This window comes from Neobacillus sp. D3-1R, from assembly GCF_052180215.1.
In the GTDB taxonomy this organism is placed as follows: domain Bacteria; phylum Bacillota; class Bacilli; order Bacillales; family Cytobacillaceae; genus Pseudoneobacillus.
The window spans coordinates 1,599,901-1,623,787 of record NZ_CP197471.1; the positions used below are offsets into that span (position 1 = coordinate 1,599,901).

20 protein-coding genes are annotated in these 23,887 nt (G+C 35.6%); all 20 read left to right on the plus strand.

Features of this window, described 5'->3' with window-relative positions; translation table 11 throughout:
- Positions 1-32: 32 nt before the first annotated feature.
- The 20 genes from ACSBPO_RS08150 to ACSBPO_RS08245 all read left to right on the plus strand — a co-directional run bounded on the left by ACSBPO_RS08150 (position 33) and on the right by ACSBPO_RS08245 (position 23,637).
- Positions 33-2,366: a DNA translocase FtsK gene (locus ACSBPO_RS08150; RefSeq protein WP_442599558.1), complete on the plus strand. Its 2,334-nt coding sequence runs from the start codon at positions 33-35 to the stop codon at positions 2,364-2,366.
- A 459-nt stretch (positions 2,367-2,825) separates the two neighbouring features.
- Positions 2,826-3,551 carry a GntR family transcriptional regulator gene (locus ACSBPO_RS08155; protein ID WP_442599559.1) on the plus strand — a complete coding sequence of 242 codons (726 nt, stop codon included), beginning with the start codon at positions 2,826-2,828 and terminating at the stop codon, positions 3,549-3,551.
- Positions 3,552-3,620: 69 nt separating this feature from the next.
- Complete coding sequence (locus ACSBPO_RS08160; protein WP_442599560.1) at positions 3,621-4,715, plus strand: BMP family lipoprotein; 1,095 nt, start codon at positions 3,621-3,623, stop codon at positions 4,713-4,715.
- Between the two features lie 253 nt (positions 4,716-4,968).
- On the plus strand, positions 4,969-6,504 hold the full coding sequence (locus ACSBPO_RS08165; protein ID WP_442599561.1) for an ABC transporter ATP-binding protein: 1,536 nt from the start codon (positions 4,969-4,971) through the stop codon (positions 6,502-6,504).
- Positions 6,497-7,546, plus strand: coding sequence for an ABC transporter permease (locus tag ACSBPO_RS08170; RefSeq protein ID WP_442599562.1), 1,050 nt, complete (start codon positions 6,497-6,499; stop codon positions 7,544-7,546). The genes ACSBPO_RS08165 and ACSBPO_RS08170 overlap by 8 nt, the downstream gene beginning before the upstream one ends.
- The gene (locus ACSBPO_RS08175) at positions 7,547-8,506 is read left to right on the plus strand and encodes an ABC transporter permease (RefSeq protein WP_442599563.1); all 960 of its coding nucleotides are present in this window, start codon (positions 7,547-7,549) and stop codon (positions 8,504-8,506) included.
- A 152-nt stretch (positions 8,507-8,658) separates the two neighbouring features.
- Positions 8,659-9,744 (plus strand): GGDEF domain-containing protein, encoded by a 1,086-nt coding sequence (locus ACSBPO_RS08180; RefSeq protein WP_442599564.1) that lies wholly within the window; start codon positions 8,659-8,661, stop codon positions 9,742-9,744.
- A gap of 208 nt (positions 9,745-9,952) precedes the next feature.
- The gene (yfmF, locus tag ACSBPO_RS08185) at positions 9,953-11,251 is read left to right on the plus strand and encodes an EF-P 5-aminopentanol modification-associated protein YfmF (protein WP_442599565.1); all 1,299 of its coding nucleotides are present in this window, start codon (positions 9,953-9,955) and stop codon (positions 11,249-11,251) included.
- On the plus strand, positions 11,232-12,521 hold the full coding sequence (gene yfmH / locus ACSBPO_RS08190) for an EF-P 5-aminopentanol modification-associated protein YfmH (protein ID WP_442599566.1): 1,290 nt from the start codon (positions 11,232-11,234) through the stop codon (positions 12,519-12,521). The genes yfmF and yfmH overlap by 20 nt, the downstream gene beginning before the upstream one ends.
- A gap of 103 nt (positions 12,522-12,624) precedes the next feature.
- Positions 12,625-13,344 (plus strand): elongation factor P 5-aminopentanone reductase, encoded by a 720-nt coding sequence (gene ymfI, locus ACSBPO_RS08195; RefSeq protein ID WP_442599567.1) that lies wholly within the window; start codon positions 12,625-12,627, stop codon positions 13,342-13,344.
- A gap of 122 nt (positions 13,345-13,466) precedes the next feature.
- Positions 13,467-13,712, plus strand: coding sequence for a DUF3243 domain-containing protein (locus ACSBPO_RS08200; RefSeq protein ID WP_442599568.1), 246 nt, complete (start codon positions 13,467-13,469; stop codon positions 13,710-13,712).
- 246 nt (positions 13,713-13,958) lie between these two features.
- A complete protein-coding gene (locus tag ACSBPO_RS08205; protein ID WP_442599569.1) occupies positions 13,959-14,750 on the plus strand; it encodes a DUF3388 domain-containing protein in 792 nt (263 codons plus the stop codon).
- A gap of 20 nt (positions 14,751-14,770) precedes the next feature.
- A complete protein-coding gene (locus ACSBPO_RS08210; RefSeq protein ID WP_442599570.1) occupies positions 14,771-15,688 on the plus strand; it encodes a RodZ domain-containing protein in 918 nt (305 codons plus the stop codon).
- A gap of 59 nt (positions 15,689-15,747) precedes the next feature.
- Complete coding sequence (gene pgsA, locus ACSBPO_RS08215; protein WP_442599571.1) at positions 15,748-16,326, plus strand: CDP-diacylglycerol--glycerol-3-phosphate 3-phosphatidyltransferase; 579 nt, start codon at positions 15,748-15,750, stop codon at positions 16,324-16,326.
- A gap of 20 nt (positions 16,327-16,346) precedes the next feature.
- Positions 16,347-17,600: a competence/damage-inducible protein A gene (locus tag ACSBPO_RS08220; protein ID WP_442599572.1), complete on the plus strand. Its 1,254-nt coding sequence runs from the start codon at positions 16,347-16,349 to the stop codon at positions 17,598-17,600.
- A 296-nt stretch (positions 17,601-17,896) separates the two neighbouring features.
- On the plus strand, positions 17,897-18,937 hold the full coding sequence (recA, locus tag ACSBPO_RS08225) for a recombinase RecA (RefSeq protein ID WP_442599573.1): 1,041 nt from the start codon (positions 17,897-17,899) through the stop codon (positions 18,935-18,937).
- Positions 18,938-19,203: 266 nt separating this feature from the next.
- Entirely contained in the window at positions 19,204-20,763 is a 1,560-nt protein-coding gene (rny, locus tag ACSBPO_RS08230) for a ribonuclease Y (protein WP_442599574.1), read from the plus strand.
- 135 nt (positions 20,764-20,898) lie between these two features.
- Positions 20,899-21,696 (plus strand): TIGR00282 family metallophosphoesterase, encoded by a 798-nt coding sequence (locus ACSBPO_RS08235; protein ID WP_442599575.1) that lies wholly within the window; start codon positions 20,899-20,901, stop codon positions 21,694-21,696.
- 462 nt (positions 21,697-22,158) lie between these two features.
- The gene (gene spoVS / locus ACSBPO_RS08240) at positions 22,159-22,419 is read left to right on the plus strand and encodes a stage V sporulation protein SpoVS (protein WP_003211281.1); all 261 of its coding nucleotides are present in this window, start codon (positions 22,159-22,161) and stop codon (positions 22,417-22,419) included.
- Between the two features lie 291 nt (positions 22,420-22,710).
- A complete protein-coding gene (locus ACSBPO_RS08245) occupies positions 22,711-23,637 on the plus strand; it encodes a dipeptidase (protein ID WP_442599576.1) in 927 nt (308 codons plus the stop codon).
- Positions 23,638-23,887: the final 250 nt, after the last annotated feature.

Genomic DNA, 23,887 nt, shown 5'->3' on the forward strand with positions numbered 1-23,887 from the left:
TTTCTAATTTCTAAACATGTTAGGTGATTATGTTGGCAAAAAGGAAGCGTAGACAAGGGCATAAAAAAGACCAATTTAAACGAACCATCCAGTTTGAGCTAACAGGACTCTTACTCCTTGCTTTTTCAATCTTATCCATAGCAAAACTTGGTGCAGTAGGACAAGCATCTGTTTATTTCTTCCGGTTTTTTATGGGAGAATGGTACATGTTAAGTTTACTTGGACTAGTTGGGATTAGTATTTTTTTGATGCTAAAACGAACCATCCCTAAACTCTACCATGTGAAATTGATAGGTGGATACTTAATCATTAGCGCTATCTTATTATTGAGTCATATGACATTGTTTACTTTACTTTCAAGTGGTGGGAAATTTGAAAATCCAAGTGTAATAGCAAATACATGGGAGCTTTATTGGATGGAAGTGAAAGGTGAAACAAGCACCAATGATCTAGGTGGTGGGATGTTAGGTGCTGTTTTATTCGCAGTTTCCCATTATTTATTTGCAATGACTGGTACTAAGTTTGTTTCGTTTATTTTAATGATTATTGGCTTTATTTTAATTACGGGACGTACATTTGGTGATTTAGTAGCGAAAGTGTTAGTAGCTATTTCCACATTTATTGTGAATCAGTGGAATCAATTCTTAATAGATTTTCAAGATTGGCGTAGCAATGTTATAAATAAAAAGATAGAGAAGGCTGAGAAAAAAGCTTTAGATAAAGAAAAACAAAAAGAAGAAATTCCTATAGTTAATGGAATGCAAATTGAATCTCAAGAGGATGAAGAGCTAATCATATCTGAGCCCATTATTTCAAGTTTTACTGAAAAAGCTTATTCCACTAAGGCGGATTATACTGATCCAAAGCCTAAAATGGACAAAGTGGAAAAAGAAGAGGAATCAGGACTGCCTATCACATTTACGGAAGTTGAAAACCATGATTATGAGCTTCCTCCTATACATATTTTGAATCTGCCCAAACAAACAGACCAAAGTGGAGAATATGAGCTTATTCATGCCAATGCCGCAAAACTTGAAAGAACTTTTCAAAGCTTTGGGGTAAAAGCAAAGGTGACACAAGTACATTTGGGTCCTGCTGTAACAAAGTATGAAGTCCACCCAGATGTGGGTGTAAAGGTAAGTAAAATTGTTAGCCTAAGTGATGATTTAGCTTTAGCTCTTGCAGCTAAAGGAATTAGAATTGAAGCACCTATACCGGGAAAGAGCGCAATAGGAATAGAGGTGCCGAACTCAGAGATTGCTATGGTTTCGCTTAGAGAAGTTTTGGAATCAAAACAAAATGATCGCCCAGATTCAAAGCTATTAATAGGGTTAGGTCGTGACATCACTGGTGAAGCTGTTCTTGCAGAACTAAATAAAATGCCTCATCTACTTGTTGCCGGTGCAACAGGAAGCGGGAAAAGTGTTTGTATTAATGGGATTATTACAAGTATCTTGATGAGGGCAAAGCCCCATGAAGTAAAATTAATGATGATTGACCCTAAGATGGTTGAACTAAATGTATACAACGGTATTCCTCATTTACTAGCACCTGTTGTAACAGATGCTAAAAAGGCTTCTCAAGCTCTGAAAAAAGTAGTGAATGAAATGGAAAGAAGGTATGAGCTTTTTTCCCATACAGGAACTCGAAACATTGAAGGTTATAATGATCATATTAAACGATATAATCACGAAGAAGGTGAGAAACAACCTTTGCTTCCTTATATCGTTGTCATAGTTGATGAGTTAGCAGATTTAATGATGGTAGCTTCTTCGGATGTAGAAGACTCCATTACAAGACTTGCCCAAATGGCTCGTGCGGCTGGGATTCACTTAATTATCGCAACACAAAGACCATCTGTAGATGTTATCACAGGAGTAATTAAAGCCAATATACCATCAAGAATTGCATTTGCTGTTTCTAGCCAAACAGATTCACGAACGATTCTTGATATGGGCGGGGCTGAAAAACTATTAGGCCGTGGCGATATGTTGTTCTTACCAGTTGGTGAATCAAAGCCAATTAGAATTCAAGGTGCTTTCCTTTCAGATAATGAAGTAGAAGATGCTGTTGAATTTGTTATTGGTCAGCAAAAGGCTCAGTACCAAGAAGAAATGATTCCTGAAGATATACCTGAATCAACAGGAGAAGTAGAAGATGATTTATATGAAGAAGCGGTTAATTTAATAATAGAAATGCAAACCGCGTCTGTTTCTATGCTACAACGGAGGTTTAGGATTGGATACACAAGAGCAGCGCGCCTTATTGATGAAATGGAAGCAAGAGGTGTTGTTGGTCCGTATGAAGGTAGCAAGCCTCGTGTTGTTCTTGTTAATGCAAAACCAAAAGAAGAAGCAAGCAGTTAAAATATATAGAGAAAATAGAACTAGGTGAATGAACCTAGTTCTATTTTTAAAGCTCTTTTCTAAACTTTGTTGCTTTTCCAATTAATTTAAAGACATATCTCAGTACAGAATGATAAAACACGTATAAAAATCAAGAAAAGAGCGGCTTACCTGTTAAGAAAGAAGTAAAAATCCGGCTTTTGGGATTTTTACCAAAACCACAATTTATAAGAAAACAATCATTTTTTAAAAAAAGAAAAATAAGTTATACTATTGTAATCGCTTTCAGTTAAAAAATATAGAGGAAAAACCAAGTTCATAAGAATTATTGTAAAAAATTTTATGATTATTGTCTTTTTTCGACAAAATCCTGAAAACATATTTATTTATGACTTGAAAAATGGTATAGTATTTTCGATTAGTAGGAATGATTACACATCAGAGGTCTGATGTCTTAGGGAAATAGTTGGAGGAAACTGCATGTCTATCAAGTCAGATAACCGACACCTGTATTTACAAGTAATTGATCGATTAAAACAAGACATTGACAAAGGAATCTACAAAGAAAGAGAAAAGCTTCCTTCAGAATTTGATCTTGCAAAACAGCTAGGTGTTAGTAGAGCCACTCTAAGAGAAGCACTTAGAATACTAGAGGAAGAAAACGTTATCATTCGCCGACATGGTGTTGGTACGTTTGTTAACTCAAGGCCCTTATTTACATCCGGTATCGAACAATTAAATAGTGTTACGAACATGATAAAACAGGCAGGTATGAAACCAGGAACTATTTTTTTAAGTTCATCAACTCAGAGTCCTACCGAAGAGGATATTCGTCGATTTTCATGTTCACCTGAAGAAGAGTTAATCGTGATTGAAAGGGTAAGAACAGCAAATGGAGATCCGGTTGTCTACTGTATTGATAAGATTCCTGAAAAAATCTTACCAGAAACGTTCTCTCATGATGAAGAGTCAATCTTTTCTATCATTGAGGATGTGACCAACCGAAAAATCACCTATGCAATTGCCCAAATAGAACCTATTGGTTATCACGAAAAAATTTCTCCTATACTTGAATGTGAACCTGAAACTGCTTTGCTTGTTTTAAAGCAAATGCATTTTGATGAGATGGATGAACCAGTCCTTTTTTCGGTAAACTACTTTAAGGCTGACAAGTTTAGTTTTCATGTATTACGTAAACGTATTTAATATGAAGACGAAATTCGTTGGACTCATTTTCTACTAAAATCATTTTACCAAAAATAGGGGGTACATATTTTGAAAAAGCGTAAATTAGGTTTAGCGCTATCTTTAGTACTTGCTGCTGGGACACTTTTAGGTGCTTGCGGTAAAGCAGACGACAAAAACGATGGAGCTGCTGGTGAAGACACAAAAACAGAAAAAGCATTTACAGTTGCTATGGTAACTGACGTTGGTGGAGTAGACGACAAGTCATTCAACCAATCTGCTTGGGAAGGTCTTCAAGCTTATGGTTCGGATAATGGTCTTGAAAAAGGTACTAAAGGATTTGATTACCTTCAATCTCAATCTGATGCTGACTATGAAACAAATTTAAATACTCTTGCTCGTCAAAACTTCAACCTTGTTTTTGGTATTGGTTTCATGATGGGTGACGCTGTAAATGCAATTGCTCAACAACAAAAGGATACTAAATTTGCAATCGTTGACTCTGTAGTTGAACAACCAAACGTTGCTAGTATTCTTTTCAAAGAGCAAGAAGCTGCTTACCTTGCTGGTATCACAGCTGGTTTAGCGACAAAATCTAACATCATCGGTTTCATCGGTGGTATGGAAATTCCAGTTATCGAGCGTTTTGAAGCTGGTTTCTTATCTGGTGTTAAAGCAGTAAATCCATCTGCAAAAGTAGATGTTCAATATGCAGGTGCATTTGACAAAGCTGAATTAGGTCAAACAATTGCTTCTACTATGTATTCTTCTGGCGCTGACGTAATTTTCCATGCTGCTGGTGGTACTGGTAACGGATTATTCAAAGAAGCTCGTGACCTTAAGAAGAAAAATCCTGATAAGAACTATTGGGCTATCGGTGTTGACTCTGACCAAACTGCTGAAGGTGTAGTTGAAATCGATGGAGCTCAACATAACGTAATTATCACTTCTGCTTTAAAGCGTGTTGACAATGCAGTTAAAGACCTTTCTACTAAAGCTGCTAATGGAGAATTCCCTGGCGGCGAACAAATCGTTTATGGTTTAGATGTTGATGGTGTAGGTTTAGCGCCAATCAATGAAGAACTTGAAAACAAAGCTGATATCGAAGCTAAAGTTCAAGAGTACAAAGATAAAATTGTAAGCGGTGAAATCGTTGTTCCTGCTGCACGTGCAGATGTAAAATAAGCTGTTAATTTTTTTAAGGAATAAGCGGGCTTGCAATGCCGGCCCACTTATTCCTTTTTTATATCAAAATAAGGGATAGAATCCTAACTGAAGTGTAGAAATGTCTTCTACTTTTCATTTAAGATTTTAGTTAGGTCAGGAAAAACACGTACTTTTTAAAATAGGGGATACCCCTTTTTTAAAACTAACAAAAGGTCTGACCTCTTACTACTTATGCATAATAATTCCTTTTTTGGGGCAAGGAGTGAAAATAATGGATTATGTTATTGAAATGCTCAACATTAGAAAAGAGTTCCCGGGAATAGTAGCGAATGATAACATTACCCTTCAAGTGAAAAAAGGGGAAATTCATGCTTTATTAGGTGAAAATGGTGCTGGAAAGTCTACGTTAATGAACGTTCTTTTCGGACTGTATCAGCCGGAAAAAGGTGAAATTCGTGTCAATGGGAAACCTGTTAAAATAACCAATCCGAACATTGCAAATGAATTAGGTATTGGAATGGTTCACCAGCATTTTATGTTAGTTGATACTTTCACTGTTACTGAGAATATTATCCTTGGTAAAGAAACTACTTCGGGTGGAGTTATTGACATTAAAAAGGCTGAAAAAGAAGTTAGAGAAATTTCAGAACGATATGGTTTAGCAGTTGACCCGCAAGCCAAAATTTCTGATATTACAGTAGGTATGCAACAAAGGGTTGAGATATTAAAAACGCTGTATCGCGGTGCGGAAATTCTTATTTTTGATGAACCTACTGCGGTTCTTACACCACAGGAAATTTCTGAACTTATTCAAATTTTGAAAACGCTTATAAACGAAGGGAAATCCATTATCTTAATTACTCATAAACTGAAAGAAATTATGGAAGTTTGTGATCGATGTACAGTTATTCGCAAAGGGAAAGGGATTGGTACAGTTAATGTATCAGAAACAAACCCAAATGAATTAGCTAGCTTAATGGTAGGGCGTGAAGTAACGTTTAAAACTGATAAAGTAGAAGCCAAGCCCAAACATCCCGTATTTGAAATTGAAAACCTTATGGTAAAGGATTCCCGTGGACTAAATGTTGTCAATGGGTTGGACTTAACCGTTAGAGCAGGGGAAATAGTCGGTATTGCAGGAGTAGATGGTAACGGTCAATCTGAATTAATTGAGGCTATAACTGGTCTTCGAAAAATTGAGAGTGGAACTGTTAAATTAAATGGAAAAAATATTACCAAACTCCCTCCGAGAAAGATTACAGAATCTGGTCTTGCGCATATTCCACAAGATCGTCACAAACATGGTTTGGTCCTTGACTATCCAATCGGTGAAAACATGGTTTTACAAACCTATTACCAAAAGCCAAATTCAAAAAATGGTGTTTTAAACTTCAAAACTATATATCAAAAAGCTAAAAGTCTGATTGAAGAGTTTGATGTTAGAACTCCAAGTGAATTCACATTAGCACGTGCTCTTTCTGGAGGAAATCAGCAAAAAGCCATTATCGGGCGAGAAATAGATAGAAATCCAGATTTATTAATTGCTGCACAGCCGACTCGTGGACTTGATGTAGGGGCGATTGAGTTTATTCATAAGCGTCTAATTGAGCAACGTGATAATGGTAAAGGGGTATTACTTGTATCATTTGAGTTAGATGAAATCATAAATGTAAGTGATAGGATTGCAGTAATTTATGAAGGGAAAATTGTTGCGGTTGTCGATCCTAAACAAACGACCGAACAAGAGTTAGGTCTATTGATGGCTGGATCGAAACGAAAGGAAGCAGGTGAACAAACAAATGTCTAATCGCTTAAAAGAACTTTCGATTCCGGTGATTGCTGTTCTATTAGGTATGCTGGTTGGAACAATCATTATGATTGTGAGTGGATATGATGCGGTTGCCGCTTTTACGGCTTTATGGAACGGTGCATTTGGTGAAATCTATTATACTGGTGAAGTTGTAAGACAAGTAACTCCTTATATTTTAGCAGGATTAGCAGTTGCATTTGCATTTCGTACAGGATTATTTAATATCGGTGTTGAAGGACAATTAATCGTAGGATGGCTAGCAGCTGTATGGGTGGGAGTATCCTTTGATTTACCAAGAATTATTCATTTACCTTTAGCTGTTATTGCGGCAGGGGTTGCTGGTGGTTTATGGGCTTTTATTCCAGGATATTTAAAGGCTAGATTTAGAGTTCATGAAGTAATCGTTACGATTATGATGAACTATATTGCTCTTCATGCAACAAACTATATTATTAGAAATTATATGGCTAGAGCTAGTGGTGATAAAACAGAAAAAATTCTAGAATCTGCTTCTTTACGTTCTCCTTTCCTTGAATCTATTACAGATTATTCACGTTTACACTGGGGAATCATCATTGCTATTTTCGGTGCCATTTTTATGTGGTTTTTATTAGAGAAAACAACACGTGGATTTGAATTACGTGCGGTAGGTTTTAATCAGCATGCTTCTCAATATGCAGGTATGAATGTAAATAAAAACATTATACTATCTATGGTTATTGCAGGGGTATTTGCCGGTTTAGCCGGTGCAATGGAAGGATTAGGAACTTTTGGATATGCATCAGTAAAAGGTGGTTTTACAGGTGTAGGATTTGATGGTATCGCTGTTGCGCTATTAGGTGGAAATACAGCACTTGGAGTCGTACTAGCAGCTATTCTTTTTGGATTTTTAAAGGTTGGAGCATTAAATATGCCTCTTGAATCTGGAGTTCCAAATGAATTAGTAGATATCATTATTGCTTTAATTGTTTTCTTTGTAGCATCAAGTTATATGATTCGTTGGGTTATGGATCGTTTTAGTAAAAAGGGGGTGAAATAAGTGGGCTTCATGGATATTTTACTTATCATAATTCCTTCAACATTACTTTGGGCAGCACCACTTATTTTCACTGGTTTAGGTGGAAATTTCTCCGAACGCGCAGGGGTAGTTAACATTGGATTGGAAGGTTTAATGGTAATAGGAGCATTTACAGCAATCGTTTTTAACCTTACATTTGATAGTGTGTTTGGAGCAGCGACACCATGGGTCTCGCTAATTGCAGCAATGATTGCTGGAGCAATCTTCTCCGTTCTCCATGCAGTAGCATCTATAACATTTAAGGCAGATCAGACTGTATCTGGGGTTGCTATTAACCTTTTATCGATTGGATTAGCTTTATTCTTAGTAAAATTGATTTATGGTAAAGGGCAAACGGATATTATTCAAAAGAGCTTTAGTAAAGTTGATATTCCTGTATTAAAGGATATACCAGTTATTGGAGAACTTTTCTTCCAAAATACGTATTACACTTCTTATGTTGCTATTATCTTCGCTGTTATTGTTTGGTTTGTTATGTTTAAAACTCCATTTGGACTTCGACTAAGAGCAGTAGGAGAACATCCGATGGCAGCTGATACGATGGGAATCAATGTTATTAAGATGCGTTATATTGCTGTTATCCTTTCTGGTGCTTTAGGTGGTATCGGTGGAGGCGTCTATGCTCAAGCAATTTCATCAGATTTCGGTCATGCAACGATAAGCGGGCAAGGTTTTATGGCATTAGCGGCATTGATTTTTGGTAAGTGGAATCCTCTTGGAGTAATGGGTGCGGCCTTATTCTTTGGTTTTGCGCAAAGCTTAAGTATCATTGGAAAGAGTTTACCTTTCCTTGCACACATTCCGAGTGTTTACTTATTAATAGCTCCTTATGTTCTAACCATACTTGCTTTAACTGGATTTATTGGTCGTGCAGATGCTCCTAAAGCAATCGGTCAACCATATGAAAAGGGTAAGAGATAATAAGATAAACGTAAAGACACCTGTATTAAACAGGTGTCTTTTCATTTTATCAAAAAATATTTTCTAAACATTATAATTTCATTTATTTGGAAAAAATGATAAAATTTTAAATATCAAACCTTTTCTCATTTTTGTTATACAAGGAGCAATATATGAAGTATTCTTTATATTTAAACGATTATCAGACTGAGAAACTTTTTTCTATTCTGCGTTGGGTTTTTTTGGGTATTAGTATTATATTATTTTATGTGCCACCTATTTCAACCATACTTGGCTTCAATCATACAACATTCCCGATTTTACTTTCTGTAGGAATATTGTATATGACCTTATCACAAATCGCCTTGAATAGGATTAAACCTGAGGATGAATGGTTCAAAAAAATAACAAAACTCGGTATTGTATTTGATTATATTGCCCTTATCTGGCTATTAGCCTTAACAGGCGGTGTGGAAAGTTATTTATTCCCTATTTCCTATCTGCTAATTATGCATGCTACGATATATTGGAAAACAAAGGGAGCTTTTATTTCCTCACTTGCTGTTTCAATTGGTTATACAGCTATTTATTTAATTTTAGACAATGGCTTGGATCATATATTTTTATATTTAATTAATTCCTTTTTTACTTGGATTGTCGGACTATTTGGTTCATTAATCGTATTAAGGGAACGAAAACACATGAAACAAAAAGAAATTTATCAAGAGCTCTTAGTCCAAGATTATCTTACAGGATTATATAATCATAGGCATTTTCAGGAAAATCTTGCTTATTTGTCATTAAATCAAACAGAATTCACATTAATCATGGGTGATATTGACGATTTTAAGCAAATTAACGATAAGTATGGACATTTAGTTGGGGATGAAGTATTAAAACAGCTGGGAAAAACAATTCAAACACTTGTTGATAAATTTAATGGACACGCCTTTCGTTATGGAGGAGAAGAGTTTGCCATTATTTTAGAACAAACAACTGAAAACCAAATTAAACTTTTTCTAAATGATCTTTATAAGGAACTTCATTTGACGACGTATACGGACGAAAAATGGAGTATAACGATGAGTTTTGGAGTTGCATTGTCTCACTCTGCTCCTACACATAGTCATTTATTAGCAGAAGCTGATGGACTCTTATATGAAGCAAAAGCTAAAGGTAGGAATTGTGCTTGTTTTAAATCTGGTACAGTGTACGTTAATGAGTATAACCTTAGTGAGAGAAATTTAATTAGTTCATAAAAATAAAACCTTCCGATTTTATTGTCGGAAGGTTTTATTTGTGATGTCTTATTGAAATAATAGGTTTATTTTTATGGAAAAAGCAAAAAATGAAGATAGCAAAACTTTTGCATTATGGGTAATGTAGCCTTTAATGGGAAAATAAGTTAGAATATCGGTACATATGATGAATAGGATAGTATTTATTACGTGTTAAGGAGGACATCCTATGCCAGTTATCACTGAAACTGTAAAAGAGATGAGAGGGTACAAACTTCATCTGGTCAAAACAGATAAATATAAAACCAACACAATCGTTTGGAGAATGAAGACCCCTTTAACGAAAGAAGATGTTACATTAAGGGCTTTACTTCCTCACGTTTTACAAAGCAGTTCTGAAAAATATCCAACCACTACCCAACTTCGTTCTTATTTAGACGATTTATATGGTACAACTTTGTACGTAGATTTAGCAAAAAAAGGTGAATATCAGATCATGAGTTTTGTTATGGAAGTAGCAAATGAAAAATTCCTAACAGATTCCACCCCCTTGCTTCAGAAAGCAATGGAATTTTTAGCTGAAATATTACTAAAACCTAATAAAGAAAACCAAGCTTTTCATGTTTCTACAGTTGAAAAAGAGAAGAAAACATTAAAGCAAAGAATTCAATCCGTTTTTGACGATAAAATGCGCTATTCGAATCTACGACTTGTGGAAGAAATGTTTAAAGAAGAACCATATTCTTTACATGTCAATGGCCAGTTAGATGCAGTGGATGGTATTACGGCTGAAAGTCTATATCAATACTATCAAAAGACTTTAAAAGAAGATGAAATGGATCTATATATTATTGGCGATGTGGAGGAAGCAGAAGTAGAAGGAATGGTAAATAATTTGTTTCAATTTGAGGAGCGTACCCCTAAAGAAATATCTGATTATGCTCGTAAAAATATTGAAACGGTCAATGAGGTTAAAGAAGAGCAAGATGTGAAACAGGGAAAATTAAATATCGGTTATCGAACCAATATTGTTTATGGTGACCCAGATTACTTTGCTTTACAAGTGTTTAATGGGATATTTGGTGGTTTTTCACATTCCAAGTTATTTATTAATGTAAGGGAAAAAGCAAGCTTAGCTTATTATGCAGCAAGCCGAATGGAAAGTCATAAAGGAATCATGATGGTCATGTCCGGTATTGATATGAATAATTATAACCAGGCGGTTAGTATTATCCATGAACAAATGGAAGAAATGCGGAAGGGGAATTTTACAGATGACGAGCTCGCACAAACGAAAGCTGTAATAGAAAACCAATTACTAGAAACCATTGATACTTCCCGAGGCATTGTTGAGGTTTTATACCATAATGTTGTCAGTAAAGTAGAAATAGGCTTAGACCAATGGATAGAAGAAATGAATAAAGTAACAAAAGAGGAAATTATTGCAGTTGCGCAAAAAATAGAGTTAGATACAATTTACTTCTTAACTGGATTGGGGGCAGGCAAAAATGAAAAAAATAACATTTGACCAGCTTCAAGAAGAATTGTTTTACGAAAAAATGGCAAATGGCTTAGATGTCTATATTTTGCCAAAAAAAGGTTTTAATAAATCTTATGCTACCTTTACTACGAAATATGGCTCTATTGACAACCATTTTGTAGCAAAAGGGGATAGTGAATTTACAAAGGTTCCGGACGGAATTGCTCATTTCTTAGAGCATAAGCTTTTTGAGAAAGAAGATGGAGATGTTTTTCAGCAGTTTAGTAAGCAAGGAGCCAGTGCAAATGCATTTACATCTTTTACTAGAACCGCTTATCTGTTTTCAAGTACATCCAATTTTGAAAGAAATTTAGAAACATTAATTGACTTTGTTCAAGACCCATATTTTTCTGAGAAAACGGTTGAAAAGGAAAAGGGTATTATCGGTCAAGAAATCACCATGTATGATGATAACGCGGACTGGAGATTGTATTTTGGTCTAATTCAAAATATGTATAAAAATCATCCCGTAAAAATTGATATAGCTGGAACAATTGAATCAATTGCTAAAATAACAAAGGATATGCTTTACCAATGCTATTATACTTTCTACCACCCGAGTAATATGTTACTCTTTGTCGTTGGTCCTGTAGATGTAGAGGCTACGATGAATTTTATCAAAGAAAATCAAACAAAGAAGCCTTTTGAAGACCAACCTGAAATCCAACGTAAATTTGAAGATGAACCGATTGAAGTGGCAGAAAAGAAAAAAGTGTTGAAAATGAATGTGCAAACCTCGAAATGTTTATTTGGGATTAAAGCCCTCCCTCAAGAATATACAGGTGAAGAAATGCTAAAGAAAGAATTAGCTACTAATTTATTGTTAGATCTTCTCTTTGGGAAAAGTTCGGATAATTATCAGATGCTTTATTCGGAAGGATTAATTGATGAGACTTTTTCTTATGATTTTACCCAAGAACAAGGATTCGGTTTTGCGATGATCGGTGGGGATACATCAGATCCGGATGGGCTTGCAAAAACTTTAGAGAAAATGGTAAAGGATGCTGCCGCAGGAAATGTCATTTCAGAAGAAAGCTTAAATAAAGCAAAGCGAAAAAAAATTGGCGCGTTTTTACGCTCAGTCAATTCTCCAGAATATATTGCGAATCAATTTACTCGCTATGCTTTTAATGATATGAATTTGTTTGATGTTGTGCCAACGTTAGAAAAAATAACATTAGAAGAAATTAAATCGTTATGTACAGAATTTATCTCTGAGGAACGATTTACGGTTTGTCAAGTAGTGCCTAATAAGTAATAGTAAAAAGGAATGACAGCGTAAATAGTCATTCCTTTTTCATTGTTTTCTTTCAACTATATATGAAATCCGTTAAAATTAGGTTAAAAACAGGAGAGTTTATATGGGATTTGTTTTAATTACAGGCGCAAGTGGGGGGATTGGACAGGCTATAGCACGACAACTTGCAGAAGAAGGGTACAATCTCTACTTACATTACAATCATAATAAAAAGGGTATAGAAGAGCTATTGAATTCCATTAATCATTTTCAGGGGGAATATATTCCGGTTCAAGGGGATCTAAGTAAGGTCTCCGATTACGAAAGGATTGTAAATCATATTTTTTCATTGGATGCGATTGTGCATAATGGGGGTCAATCACATTACGGACTACTAACCGATCTTGATCCTCAAACAACAGAAGAATTATTAAACGTTCATGTTTCGGCTCCATTACTTCTTACAAAGCTTCTTCTACCAAAAATGGTTCAGAAACGACATGGGAATATTGTGGTGATTTCTTCCATATGGGGACAAATAGGAGGCTCCTTTGAGGTAGCCTATTCCACTGTCAAAGGGGCTCAACTTTCTTTTGTAAAGGCTTTAAGCAAGGAAGTTGCCTTAAATGGTATTAGGGTAAACGCTATTGCTCCAGGAGCCGTTGAAACCAAAATGGTCAACCATTTACAATCCGATGAATTGGAAAGCCTAAAAGAAGAAATTCCTATGGGGCGTTTAGGACGACCAGAAGAAATCGCAAAAGGTGTTTCGTTTTTATTGTCAGAACAATCATCCTATATTACTGGACAAGTATTATCTATAAATGGTGGATGGTATACGTAAATGCTTTGTTCATAAAATGTTCAGATGTATCTAAAGTTTTTCTCATTATCATTTACAAACGTATATTTTTAACTTCTTGAAACAAAATATATTTGTATTACTTTAAAGGAGGTTTTCACCGTATGTCTGTATTAGATAATTGGCAACAATGGAAAGACTTTTTAGGTGATCGACTCAGCCAAGCTGAATCAGAAGGGATGAGTAAGGGAGTCGTTAATGACCTTGCTTATCAAATTGGTGACTACTTAGCTGCTCAAGTTGATCCAAAAAACGAACAAGAAAGAATTTTAGCTGATTTATGGTCAGTAGCTAACGAAGACGAACAACATGCTATTGCCAACATGATGGTCAAGCTTGTTAAAGGATAAGAACCAAACGTGAGAGGGGAATTGAATCCCTTCTCTTTTTTAATACCTTTTACCACTTTAAAGTAACGGGGGTCTGACCCCCGTTACTTTAAAGTGGTAATGTAAGTGAATTTTTAGAGTTGGAATGTTTTTAGAGGAAAGGAATTCCTAGAATGTCTGTTTTTTCTTTCATATTAAGGTAAAATCATATATGATAGTAACAGGGTTTTTGTTGAATCATGTCGGGTATATACTTAGGAGGTTTTTATGGAAAAGAAGGAATGGTATTTAGAATATGAAATTCAAAAAAACCGTCCTGGGTTGCTGGGCGACATTTCCTCTCTTTTAGGAATGCTTTCGATTAATATTGTAACGATTAACGGCGTTGATGAAGGACGACGCGGTTTATTAATATTAGCTAATGACAATCACCAAATCCAAAGACTTGAGTCTATTTTGCTCACAATGGATACAATAAAAGTAATAAAGTTAAGAGAGCCTAAGCTTAGAGACCGTCTCGCGGTCCGTCACGGTCGTTATATCCAAAGAGATGCGGACGATAAAAAAACTTTCCGGTTTGTACGTGACGAACTTGGCTTATTGGTTGACTTTATGGCAGAATTATATAAGCAAGAAGGGCACAAACTAATTGGAATAAGAGGAATGCCTAGGGTAGGAAAAACAGAATCTATTGTTGCAGCAAGTGTCTGTGCAAATAAACGATGGCTTTTTGTTTCATCAACATTGCTAAAACAAACGATTCGAAATCAACTGGTAGAGGATGAATATAACGAAAATAATCTTTTTATCCTTGATGGTATTGTTTCAACCCGAAGAGCTAATGAACGACATTGGCAATTGGTACGTGAAATCATGAGGTTACCTGCGGTAAAGGTTGTTGAACATCCAGATATATTTGTTCAGAATACCGAGTACACACTTGATGATTTTGACTATATTATAGAACTTCGCAATGATCCTGATGAAGAAATTACATATGAAGTAGTAAATCAGAATAACCTATTCTCTGATTCTGATTTTGGAGGATTTGATTTTTAAATATTGGAAGGTGTTAAAAGTTGACGGAATTAGGTAATCGACTAAAAGAAGCTCGAGAAGCCAAAGGATTGAGTTTAGATGATCTCCAAACAATCACAAAAATACAAAAAAGATATTTAATTGGAATAGAAGAAGGTAATTACACGATGATGCCTGGCAAATTTTATGTTCGGGCATTTATCAAACAATATGCAGAAGCGGTTAATCTCAATCCTGAAGAGCTTTTTGATCTTTATAAAGAAGAGGTACCATCGGTAGTAAATACCGAGTTGCCAGAGCTCTCTCGAGTAAAAACGAGGAAAAGTATTTCCGATGGAAATTCGAAGGTGTTTGACATACTTCCTAAATTATTGATAGGTGTTTTTATTCTTGGGGCTGCGGCATTAATATATTATTTCCTTCAACAAAATGCTGGTGAAAATACCAAGGAGGAAGTGAATACTGGAAATGAACCGGTAAATTTTGAACAATCGGAAAACCTAGAAAGTAAACAGGACGACAAACAAGAAACGTCTGCGGACACGAATACTGAAGAAGATGGTCAATCAGATGATAATACAGCATCTGAAGAAGAAACGGAAACCGAAGAAGCTGAAACCCCTGTTCAAGAGGTTAATATTGTATCAACAAAGGGCTCCGAAACAGTGTATGAGTTAAAAAATACAGACCACTTTGAATTAAAGCTTGTTTCAACAGGTGAAACTTGGGTCAATATGAAAAATGGAAAAGGATTTTCACTTTACCAAGGGATGTTGAAAAAAGGTCAAACAGAAAGTCAAACCGTAGATTATTCAAAGGAAACTGAAGCAGTCCTTGTAATTGGAAATTCAGTAAATACAGAGATCTATATTAATGATCAAAAACTGGAATATGCGATTGCACCTACGGATGAAGTAAGACAAGATATCGTTATTCGCTTTTCTCAGAAGGTAGAATAGTCATCCAAAGATGACTATTTTTTCCGCTTTTTTATAATGGCAATTGGAGGTTTTTGTGGATGAATATCCCAAATAAAATTACAGTATCAAGAATCTTTTTAATACCCTTGTTTTTAGTTATTATGCTTGTTCCATTTAATTGGGGCACTATGCATTTATTGGGTGCTACTATGCCAGTCACTCATTTTATAGGAGCTCTAATATTTATTTTCGCAGCTTCGACTGACTGGGTAGATGGCTATTATGCAAGAAAATATAATTTGGTTACAAATCTCGGGAAATTTTTAGATCCGTTAGCTGATAAATTATTAGTTTCAGCTGCATTGATTGTTTTAGTAGAACTTGGTTATATTCCATCTTGGGTAGCAATCATTATTATTAGCCGTGAATTTGCTATTACAGGTCTTCGATTAGTACTGGCTGACCAAGGAGAAGTAGTTGCGGCTAAAATGTTAGGGAAAATAAAAATGTGGGCTCAAATCGTGGCCATTTCTGCATTTCTTTTACATAATATCATTTTTGAATTGCTTTCCATTCCTTTTGCTGATATTGCCCTATGGGTTGCGCTAATTTTCACTATTTGGTCTGGTTGGGATTATTTTGATAAAAATAAAGCGGTCTTTAAAAATTCAAAGTAGGTTAGAAAAGAGGCTACAAAATGAATGCTGAAATCATTGCTGTAGGGTCTGAATTATTATTAGGGCAAATCGTGAATACGAATGCCCGTTTTTTATCTCAACAAATGGCAGAAATAGGCGTAAATGTTTATTACCACACAGTAGTTGGCGATAATCCTTCACGTTTAGAAGAAGCTATCGCAGCAGCGGAGAGTCGTGCGAACATTATTATTTTTACAGGCGGTCTCGGTCCTACCAAAGATGACTTAACAAAAGAAACCATTTCAAAACATTTAAAAACTCAGCTTGTTATGGACGAGATTGCGCTAAAATCCATTGAAGAATTTTTTGTGAGAACGAAAAGAGTCATGACGGAAAACAATAAGAAGCAAGCTCTTGTTCTGGAAGGAAGTATAATACTTCAAAATGATAATGGAATGGCGCCAGGAATGCTATTCAAATCTAATGATAAAGTATATATATTATTACCTGGTCCTCCAAAGGAAATGGAGCCAATGTTTTCTAATTATGGAAAATTTGCTTTATTAAATGAAATAAGTCATGCAAGTAGAATTACTTCAAGGGTCCTTCGTTTTTTTGGTATCGGAGAATCAGCCTTAGAAACTCAAATTGAAGATTTAATTGATCAACAGTCTAACCCCACGATCGCTCCTCTTGCTTCAGATGGGGAGGTTACGTTAAGGCTAACAGCAAGACATCATGATGATAACGAAGCCAAGCGACTATTGGATGAAACGGAGAATAAGATTAGGGATAGGGTCGGTCAATTTTTGTATGGATATAATGATACGTCTCTAATGAAGGAAGCTTTCCTCCTTCTTCAAGAAAATAATCTTACAATTTCATGTGCTGAAAGCTTAACGGGTGGCATGTTTCAAGAACTTCTCACTGCTCTCCCAGGTGCTTCAAGTGTGTTAAATGGTGGAGTTGTGTGCTATTCTAATGATTCAAAAATGAAGTTAGTTCAAGTGAAGCCTGAAACAATAGAACAGTATGGTGCAGTAAGTGAACAATGTGCAATCGAACTTTCTGAAAATATTGCCCAACAATTAAATTCAAATATCGGTATTAGCTTTACAGGAGTGGCAGGGCCAGATCCTGTTGAAGGCAAAACAGTAGGTACGGTTTATATTGGAATTTATATAGATGGAAGAACGCCACTTGTTGAAAAATTAGAACTTGCTGGAAGTAGAGAAGCTATTAGAATAAGAACAGTTAAATACGGATATTATTATTTAGTTAAACATTTAAAAGCGAAACAAGGTAAACTTTAATAGTTTACCTGTTTTTTTTGCCTCAACTATCAAGCTATACTTTAAAATATAAATTATAGTAATATATATTTGCATAATAAGAGAAAATGGTTAAATTGCGCCAAAATAGAAGCGAAAAGCGTTAATTCTTATGAAATTTTAACATTTTGAGCTAAATTTCCTTTTGATAAAAAACGAATAAGTGTTCGATTTTTTGCTCGACAAACTCAGGAAAAACGTTTATAGTAGATTTAGAATATCGGTGTAAGAAAAAGTAGTTAATAGATTTTTCTTACCTCATTTAAGGAGGAACTATTGTGAGTGATCGTCAAGCAGCCTTAGAAATGGCTCTAAAACAAATAGAAAAGCAATTCGGTAAAGGTTCTATCATGAAGCTTGGAGAAAAAACAGATAGTAAAATTTCAACGGTTCCAAGTGGATCATTAGCGTTAGATGCTGCACTTGGAGTAGGTGGATATCCAAGAGGAAGAATTATTGAGATTTATGGACCAGAAAGTTCAGGTAAAACAACGGTTGCATTACATGCGATTGCAGAGGTTCAAGCAAATGGTGGTCAAGCTGCTTTTATTGATGCTGAGCATGCACTTGATCCAAGTTATGCCCAAAAACTTGGGGTAAATATTGATGAGTTATTATTATCTCAGCCTGATACTGGAGAACAAGCATTAGAAATTGCTGAAGCACTTGTAAGAAGTGGTGCAATTGATATCATTGTTATTGACTCTGTTGCTGCACTTGTACCTAAAGCAGAAATTGAAGGGGAAATGGGAGATTCTCACGTTGGTCTTCAAGCTCGTTTAATGTCACAAGCATTACGTAAGCTATCAGGTGCAATTAATAAATCGAAAACGATCGCAGTTTTCATTAACCAAATTCGTGAAAAGGTTGGAGTAATGTTTGGGAACCCTGAAACAACACCAGGTGGACGTGCATTAAAATTCTATTCAACTATTCGTCTTGAGGTTCGAAGAGCAGAAACCTTAAAACAAGGAACTGATATGGTCGGAAATAAAACAAAAATAAAAGTAGTAAAAAATAAAGTTGCTCCTCCATTTCGTACAGCCGAAGTTGATATCATGTATGGAGAAGGGATTTCAAAAGAAGGAGAAGTTATTGACCTTGGCTCTGAGCTAGATATCATTCAAAAAAGCGGTTCATGGTATTCCTATAATGATGAGCGTTTAGGACAAGGCCGTGAGAATGCCAAATTATTCTTAAAAGAAAATCCTTCTTTACGAATAGAAATACAGAAGAAAATTCGCGAAAATTATGGTCTTGATTCTGATGTTTTCGTTACGGAAACAGAAGAAGATGAGAAATTTGAACTTTTAGATTAATTTTCTAGGGGCTAGCATAGCTAGCCCCTTTTAAACTACATAAATTTCATCCAAACTTTTGCACTAATTCAAATATTTTCAAGCCCTTCAAGGACAAACCCTTGACAATAACCTATATGCAACTATACAATTAAATATGTATATTTTACAATTTTTTTGAGAATTAAAGTGTTTAGAAGCCTTTGTGCTGTATGTTGATATTTTTGACAATGTACATGCCGACACTTAAAAAACGTAAAAAGTTCATAGCAAGAGGAGGTGTAACGATGGAACTAACTACAATCATCTCCATTTTGCTTGGCCTATTCGTCGGTGCAGTTGTTGGCTATTTTATTCGAAAATCCATTGCTGAGGCAAAAATTGCTGGTGCAAAAAATGCTGCGGAGCAAATTCTTGAAGATGGCAGGCGTGATGCTGAAGCCTTGAAGAAGGAAGCTCTACTTGAAGCAAAGGATGAAATTCACAAGCTTCGTACAGAAGCAGAACGAGATGTTCGTGAACGAAGAAATGAACTGCAAAAACAAGAAAATCGTTTACTGCAAAAAGAGGAGAATCTTGACCGAAAGGATGAATCACTGAATAAACGTGAAATTCAATTGGAGAAAAAAGAGGATTCTCTTAACCAAAGACAACAGCATATTGAAGAGATGGAAAGCAAAGTGGACGAGATGGTACGATCACAGCAAACTGAACTGGAACGTATCTCAAGCTTAACAAGAGATGAAGCGAAAGCAATCATTTTGGAGCGTGTGGAGCAAGAACTTGCTCATGACATTGCCATAATGGTGAAAGAATCTGAAAACCGCGCGAAAGAAGAAGCCGATAAGAAAGCGAAGGAAATTCTCTCTCTGGCAATCCAACGTTGCGCAGCCGATCATGTGGCAGAAACAACAGTTTCTGTTGTAAATCTACCAAATGATGAAATGAAAGGTCGAATTATTGGTCGTGAAGGACGAAATATCAGAACACTAGAAACACTTACTGGAATTGATTTAATTATTGATGATACTCCGGAAGCAGTTATTTTATCTGGTTTTGATCCAATTCGCCGTGAAACTGCTCGCCTAGCATTAGATAAGCTTGTTCAAGATGGACGTATCCATCCTGCTCGTATTGAGGAAATGGTTGATAAAGCTCGTAGAGAAGTGGATGAACATATTCGTGAAATTGGTGAACAAACGACATTTGAAGTTGGTGTGCATGGCTTACATCCAGATTTAATCAAAATTCTAGGGCGATTAAAGTACCGTACCAGTTATGGTCAAAACGTTCTTAAACACTCTACTGAAGTTGCTTACCTTGCCGGTTTATTAGCTGCTGAATTAGGTGAAGATGAAACATTAGCACGTCGTGCAGGTCTTCTACATGATATCGGAAAAGCAATAGATCATGAGGTAGAAGGAAGCCATGTTGAAATTGGTGTAGAATTAGCCACTAAGTATAAAGAAAATGCAGTGGTAATTAACAGTATTGCATCCCATCATGGTGACACAGAGCCGACTTCGGTTATAGCTGTACTAGTAGCTGCTGCTGATGCTTTATCAGCTGCAAGACCTGGAGCTAGAAGTGAAACACTTGAAAACTACATTCGTCGCTTAGAGAAGCTAGAGGAGATTTCAGAGTCATATGAAGGTGTTGAAAAATCCTTTGCCATCCAAGCGGGTCGTGAAATTCGTATTATGGTTAAACCGGAAACAATTGACGATTTAGCTGCTCACCGTTTAGCGCGTGATATACGAAAACGAATCGAAGAAGAGTTAGACTATCCAGGGCATATTAAAGTAACAGTTATTCGTGAAACAAGAGCTGTTGAATATGCAAAATAATTGAACAATTTAAAGCGGTGCATATGCACCGCTTTATTGTTTTTAGCCCTTATATATAAGAATCAAGACCGTTTCATAACTGAAGTACCATTGTGTTAAAATAAAGCTAAAAGTGTAAGGAAGAAAGGATAAACTATGCAAATATTATTTATAGGTGATGTAGTCGGTTCCCCAGGTAGAGATATGGTAAAAGAATATGTTCCTAAGCTTAAGGAAAAATATAGACCGCAACTTACTATTATTAACGGTGAGAATGCAGCAGGTGGGAAAGGGATTACTCAGAGTATTTATCGTCAGTTTTTAGAGGTTGGGGCTCAAGCAGTAACGTTAGGAAATCATTCATGGGATAATCGAGAAATTTTTGAATTTATTAATGACGCAAAATATCTAGTCCGACCAGCTAATTTTCCTGAGGGTACTCCAGGTAAAGGATTAGTCTTTTTAAAATATAATGAATTAGAAGTAGCTGTAATAAACCTTCAGGGAAGGACCTTTATGAATGCCATTGATTGTCCTTTTAAAAAAGCGGATGAATTAATTGAAGAAGCTAAAAAGAGAACGTCTATCATTTTTGTTGATTTTCATGCTGAAGCAACTAGTGAAAAACAGGCAATGGGCTGGTATTTAGATGGTAGAGTTTCTGCAGTGGTTGGAACGCACACCCATGTACAAACTTCAGATAATCGTATCTTACCAAATGGTACTGCTTTTTTAACGGATGTCGGGATGACAGGGCCATATGATGGGATATTAGGGGTTGAAAAAGAAGCAGTATTAAAAAGGTTTTTAACCAGCTTACCTGTACGATTCGAAGTCCCAAAAGAGGGAAGAACCCTATTAAGTGCTGTTCTCATACATATTGATCAGAAGACAGGACTGGCGAAAAAAATAGAGCGAATACTAATTAATGACGATAACCCATTTTATTCTTAATAAAAAACCTCCTTTAGTGGAGGTTATTTTATTTTATTAGGCTCTTTTCTAAAACTTAGTTGCTTTTAAAACTAATAAAGAGAGATTTTACATTAAAATTTGAATAAAATTCTTTATAAAATCAAGAAAGAGTTGCTAACTCATTAAGGGAATTTGTAAAAATCCGGCTTTGGGATTTTTATGAAAGCCACAATCTATACGAAAACAGCCTTTAATTAAAATCAAAACTTAAACAAATTTTGTCCAAGCTGGAATAAGTGTTTTTATCCTTGAATATAGTAGCAGTGGAACGATGTATCAGTACTTAAGGCATGGTGTCTAATAAATGAAAATGCCGGCTAGTACCAGATTATTTCTACTTTCGATTAGTGGGATATTTAACCTGTTAATCAAGTTATTATTTAAACCTGATTGGACATGGGATTTCATGCGGGATCGGGATTAAACAAGGAGGAGCTAGGAATGGAAATCTTAAAAGTTTCAGCAAAATCTAATCCTAATTCGGTAGCTGGTGCGCTTGCTGGGGTTCTGCGTGAACGTGGTGCAGCAGAAATTCAAGCAATTGGTGCGGGTGCATTAAATCAAGCTGTAAAAGCAGTAGCGATTGCAAGAGGATTTGTGGCGCCTAGCGGGGTCGATTTAATTTGTATCCCAGCATTTACCGATATTTTGATTGATGGTGAAGAACGAACAGCTATTAAACTAATAGTTGAGCCAAGATAATTTTCAGGTAGGTTTGTTGATCTAGAGCCTAGTCATTATCCATAGAATCATTTTTTTGTAAAAATTTGTGTCCCTGGTTGCAGTTGTGCAAGCAGGTTCTTTTTTTAGAAGGCTCTTTTCTGAAACTTTGTTGCTTTTTGTAACTTATAAATAGGGATTTCACCATATAGGATGTTAAACTCATATGAAAATGAAGAAAAGAGCTGAACTTTTAATAAGAGAGCCCTAAAACCACAAACTATACGAAAACAGCTTTTTAGAAAGAGAGTAGCTTGGGAAAGGGTGGGAAAGTTGAAAATTTTTGATGCACATTGTGATGTTTTATATAAAATGTTTTTAGACCCTACCATCCAATTTCTAGATTCACATAAACTTCAGGTAACAATGAATGGGATGCAGTCAGTAAATACGAAAATTCAATGTTTTGCGATTTTTGTTCCAACGACATTACATCCTGAGCTATCATTTCATGCAACCTTGTACATGGTTGATTTGTTTTACGAGAAAATACTTAGACCAAATCCACAAATTAAATTGCTGCGGAACAAGAGGGATATTGAAAAATTAAAAAATGATGAAATCGGAGCCATTCTTACTCTTGAAGGGTGTGACCCTATTGGGAAGGATCTCCTTAAATTAAAAACACTATTAAGATTAGGCGTTACTTCTGTTGGATTAACATGGAATTTTGCAAATCATGTAGCAGATGGTGCCCTTGAAGACCGTGGTGCTGGAATATCTAAATTTGGGAAAGAGGTAATTGGACTTTTAAATGAAACCAAAACATGGATTGATGTATCTCACCTCTCAGAAAAGGCTTTTTGGGACATTATGGAGTGGGGGGATTATCCATTAGCCTCTCATTCTAATTGCTATTCATTATGTCCAAGTCCTAGGAATCTTAGAGATGAACAAATTGAAGCACTGATAGATAGAGATAGTGTAATCGGAATTACCTTCTATCCTCCATTTCTTTCCGGTAAAAGGCAGGCCGCAATTTCGGATATTCTTAATCATTTAGAGCATATATGTATGCTTGGTGGAGAAAAGCATGTTGGATTTGGTTCAGATTTTGATGGAATAGAAGAATTTGTTATGGGGCTTGAATCGATTGCAGGATATAACTTGCTTGTTAATGAATTATGTAAATACTATAGTGATATACAAGTAAAACAGTTTTTATTTGATAATATGGCGTTACGGTACCCAAAAGGATAAAAGTAAAGGACTGTGAAGGCACAAGGCTTTCACAGTTTTTTTATGGATAAAAATGAAAGAAACTATTAAATTGTTAATCTTATTTCAAATTATTAAAAAATATTCATATTTTATTCAATAATTGGGTTTTAAGGGTTGCATTTTTTTGCACATAGGTCTAGAATTGAAAGCGTTTAGTACGCTACCAATTAATTCAATAAGTAGTCCATTGGCTAGTTATAAAGAGTTACTGGAAGGTACTACCATTACT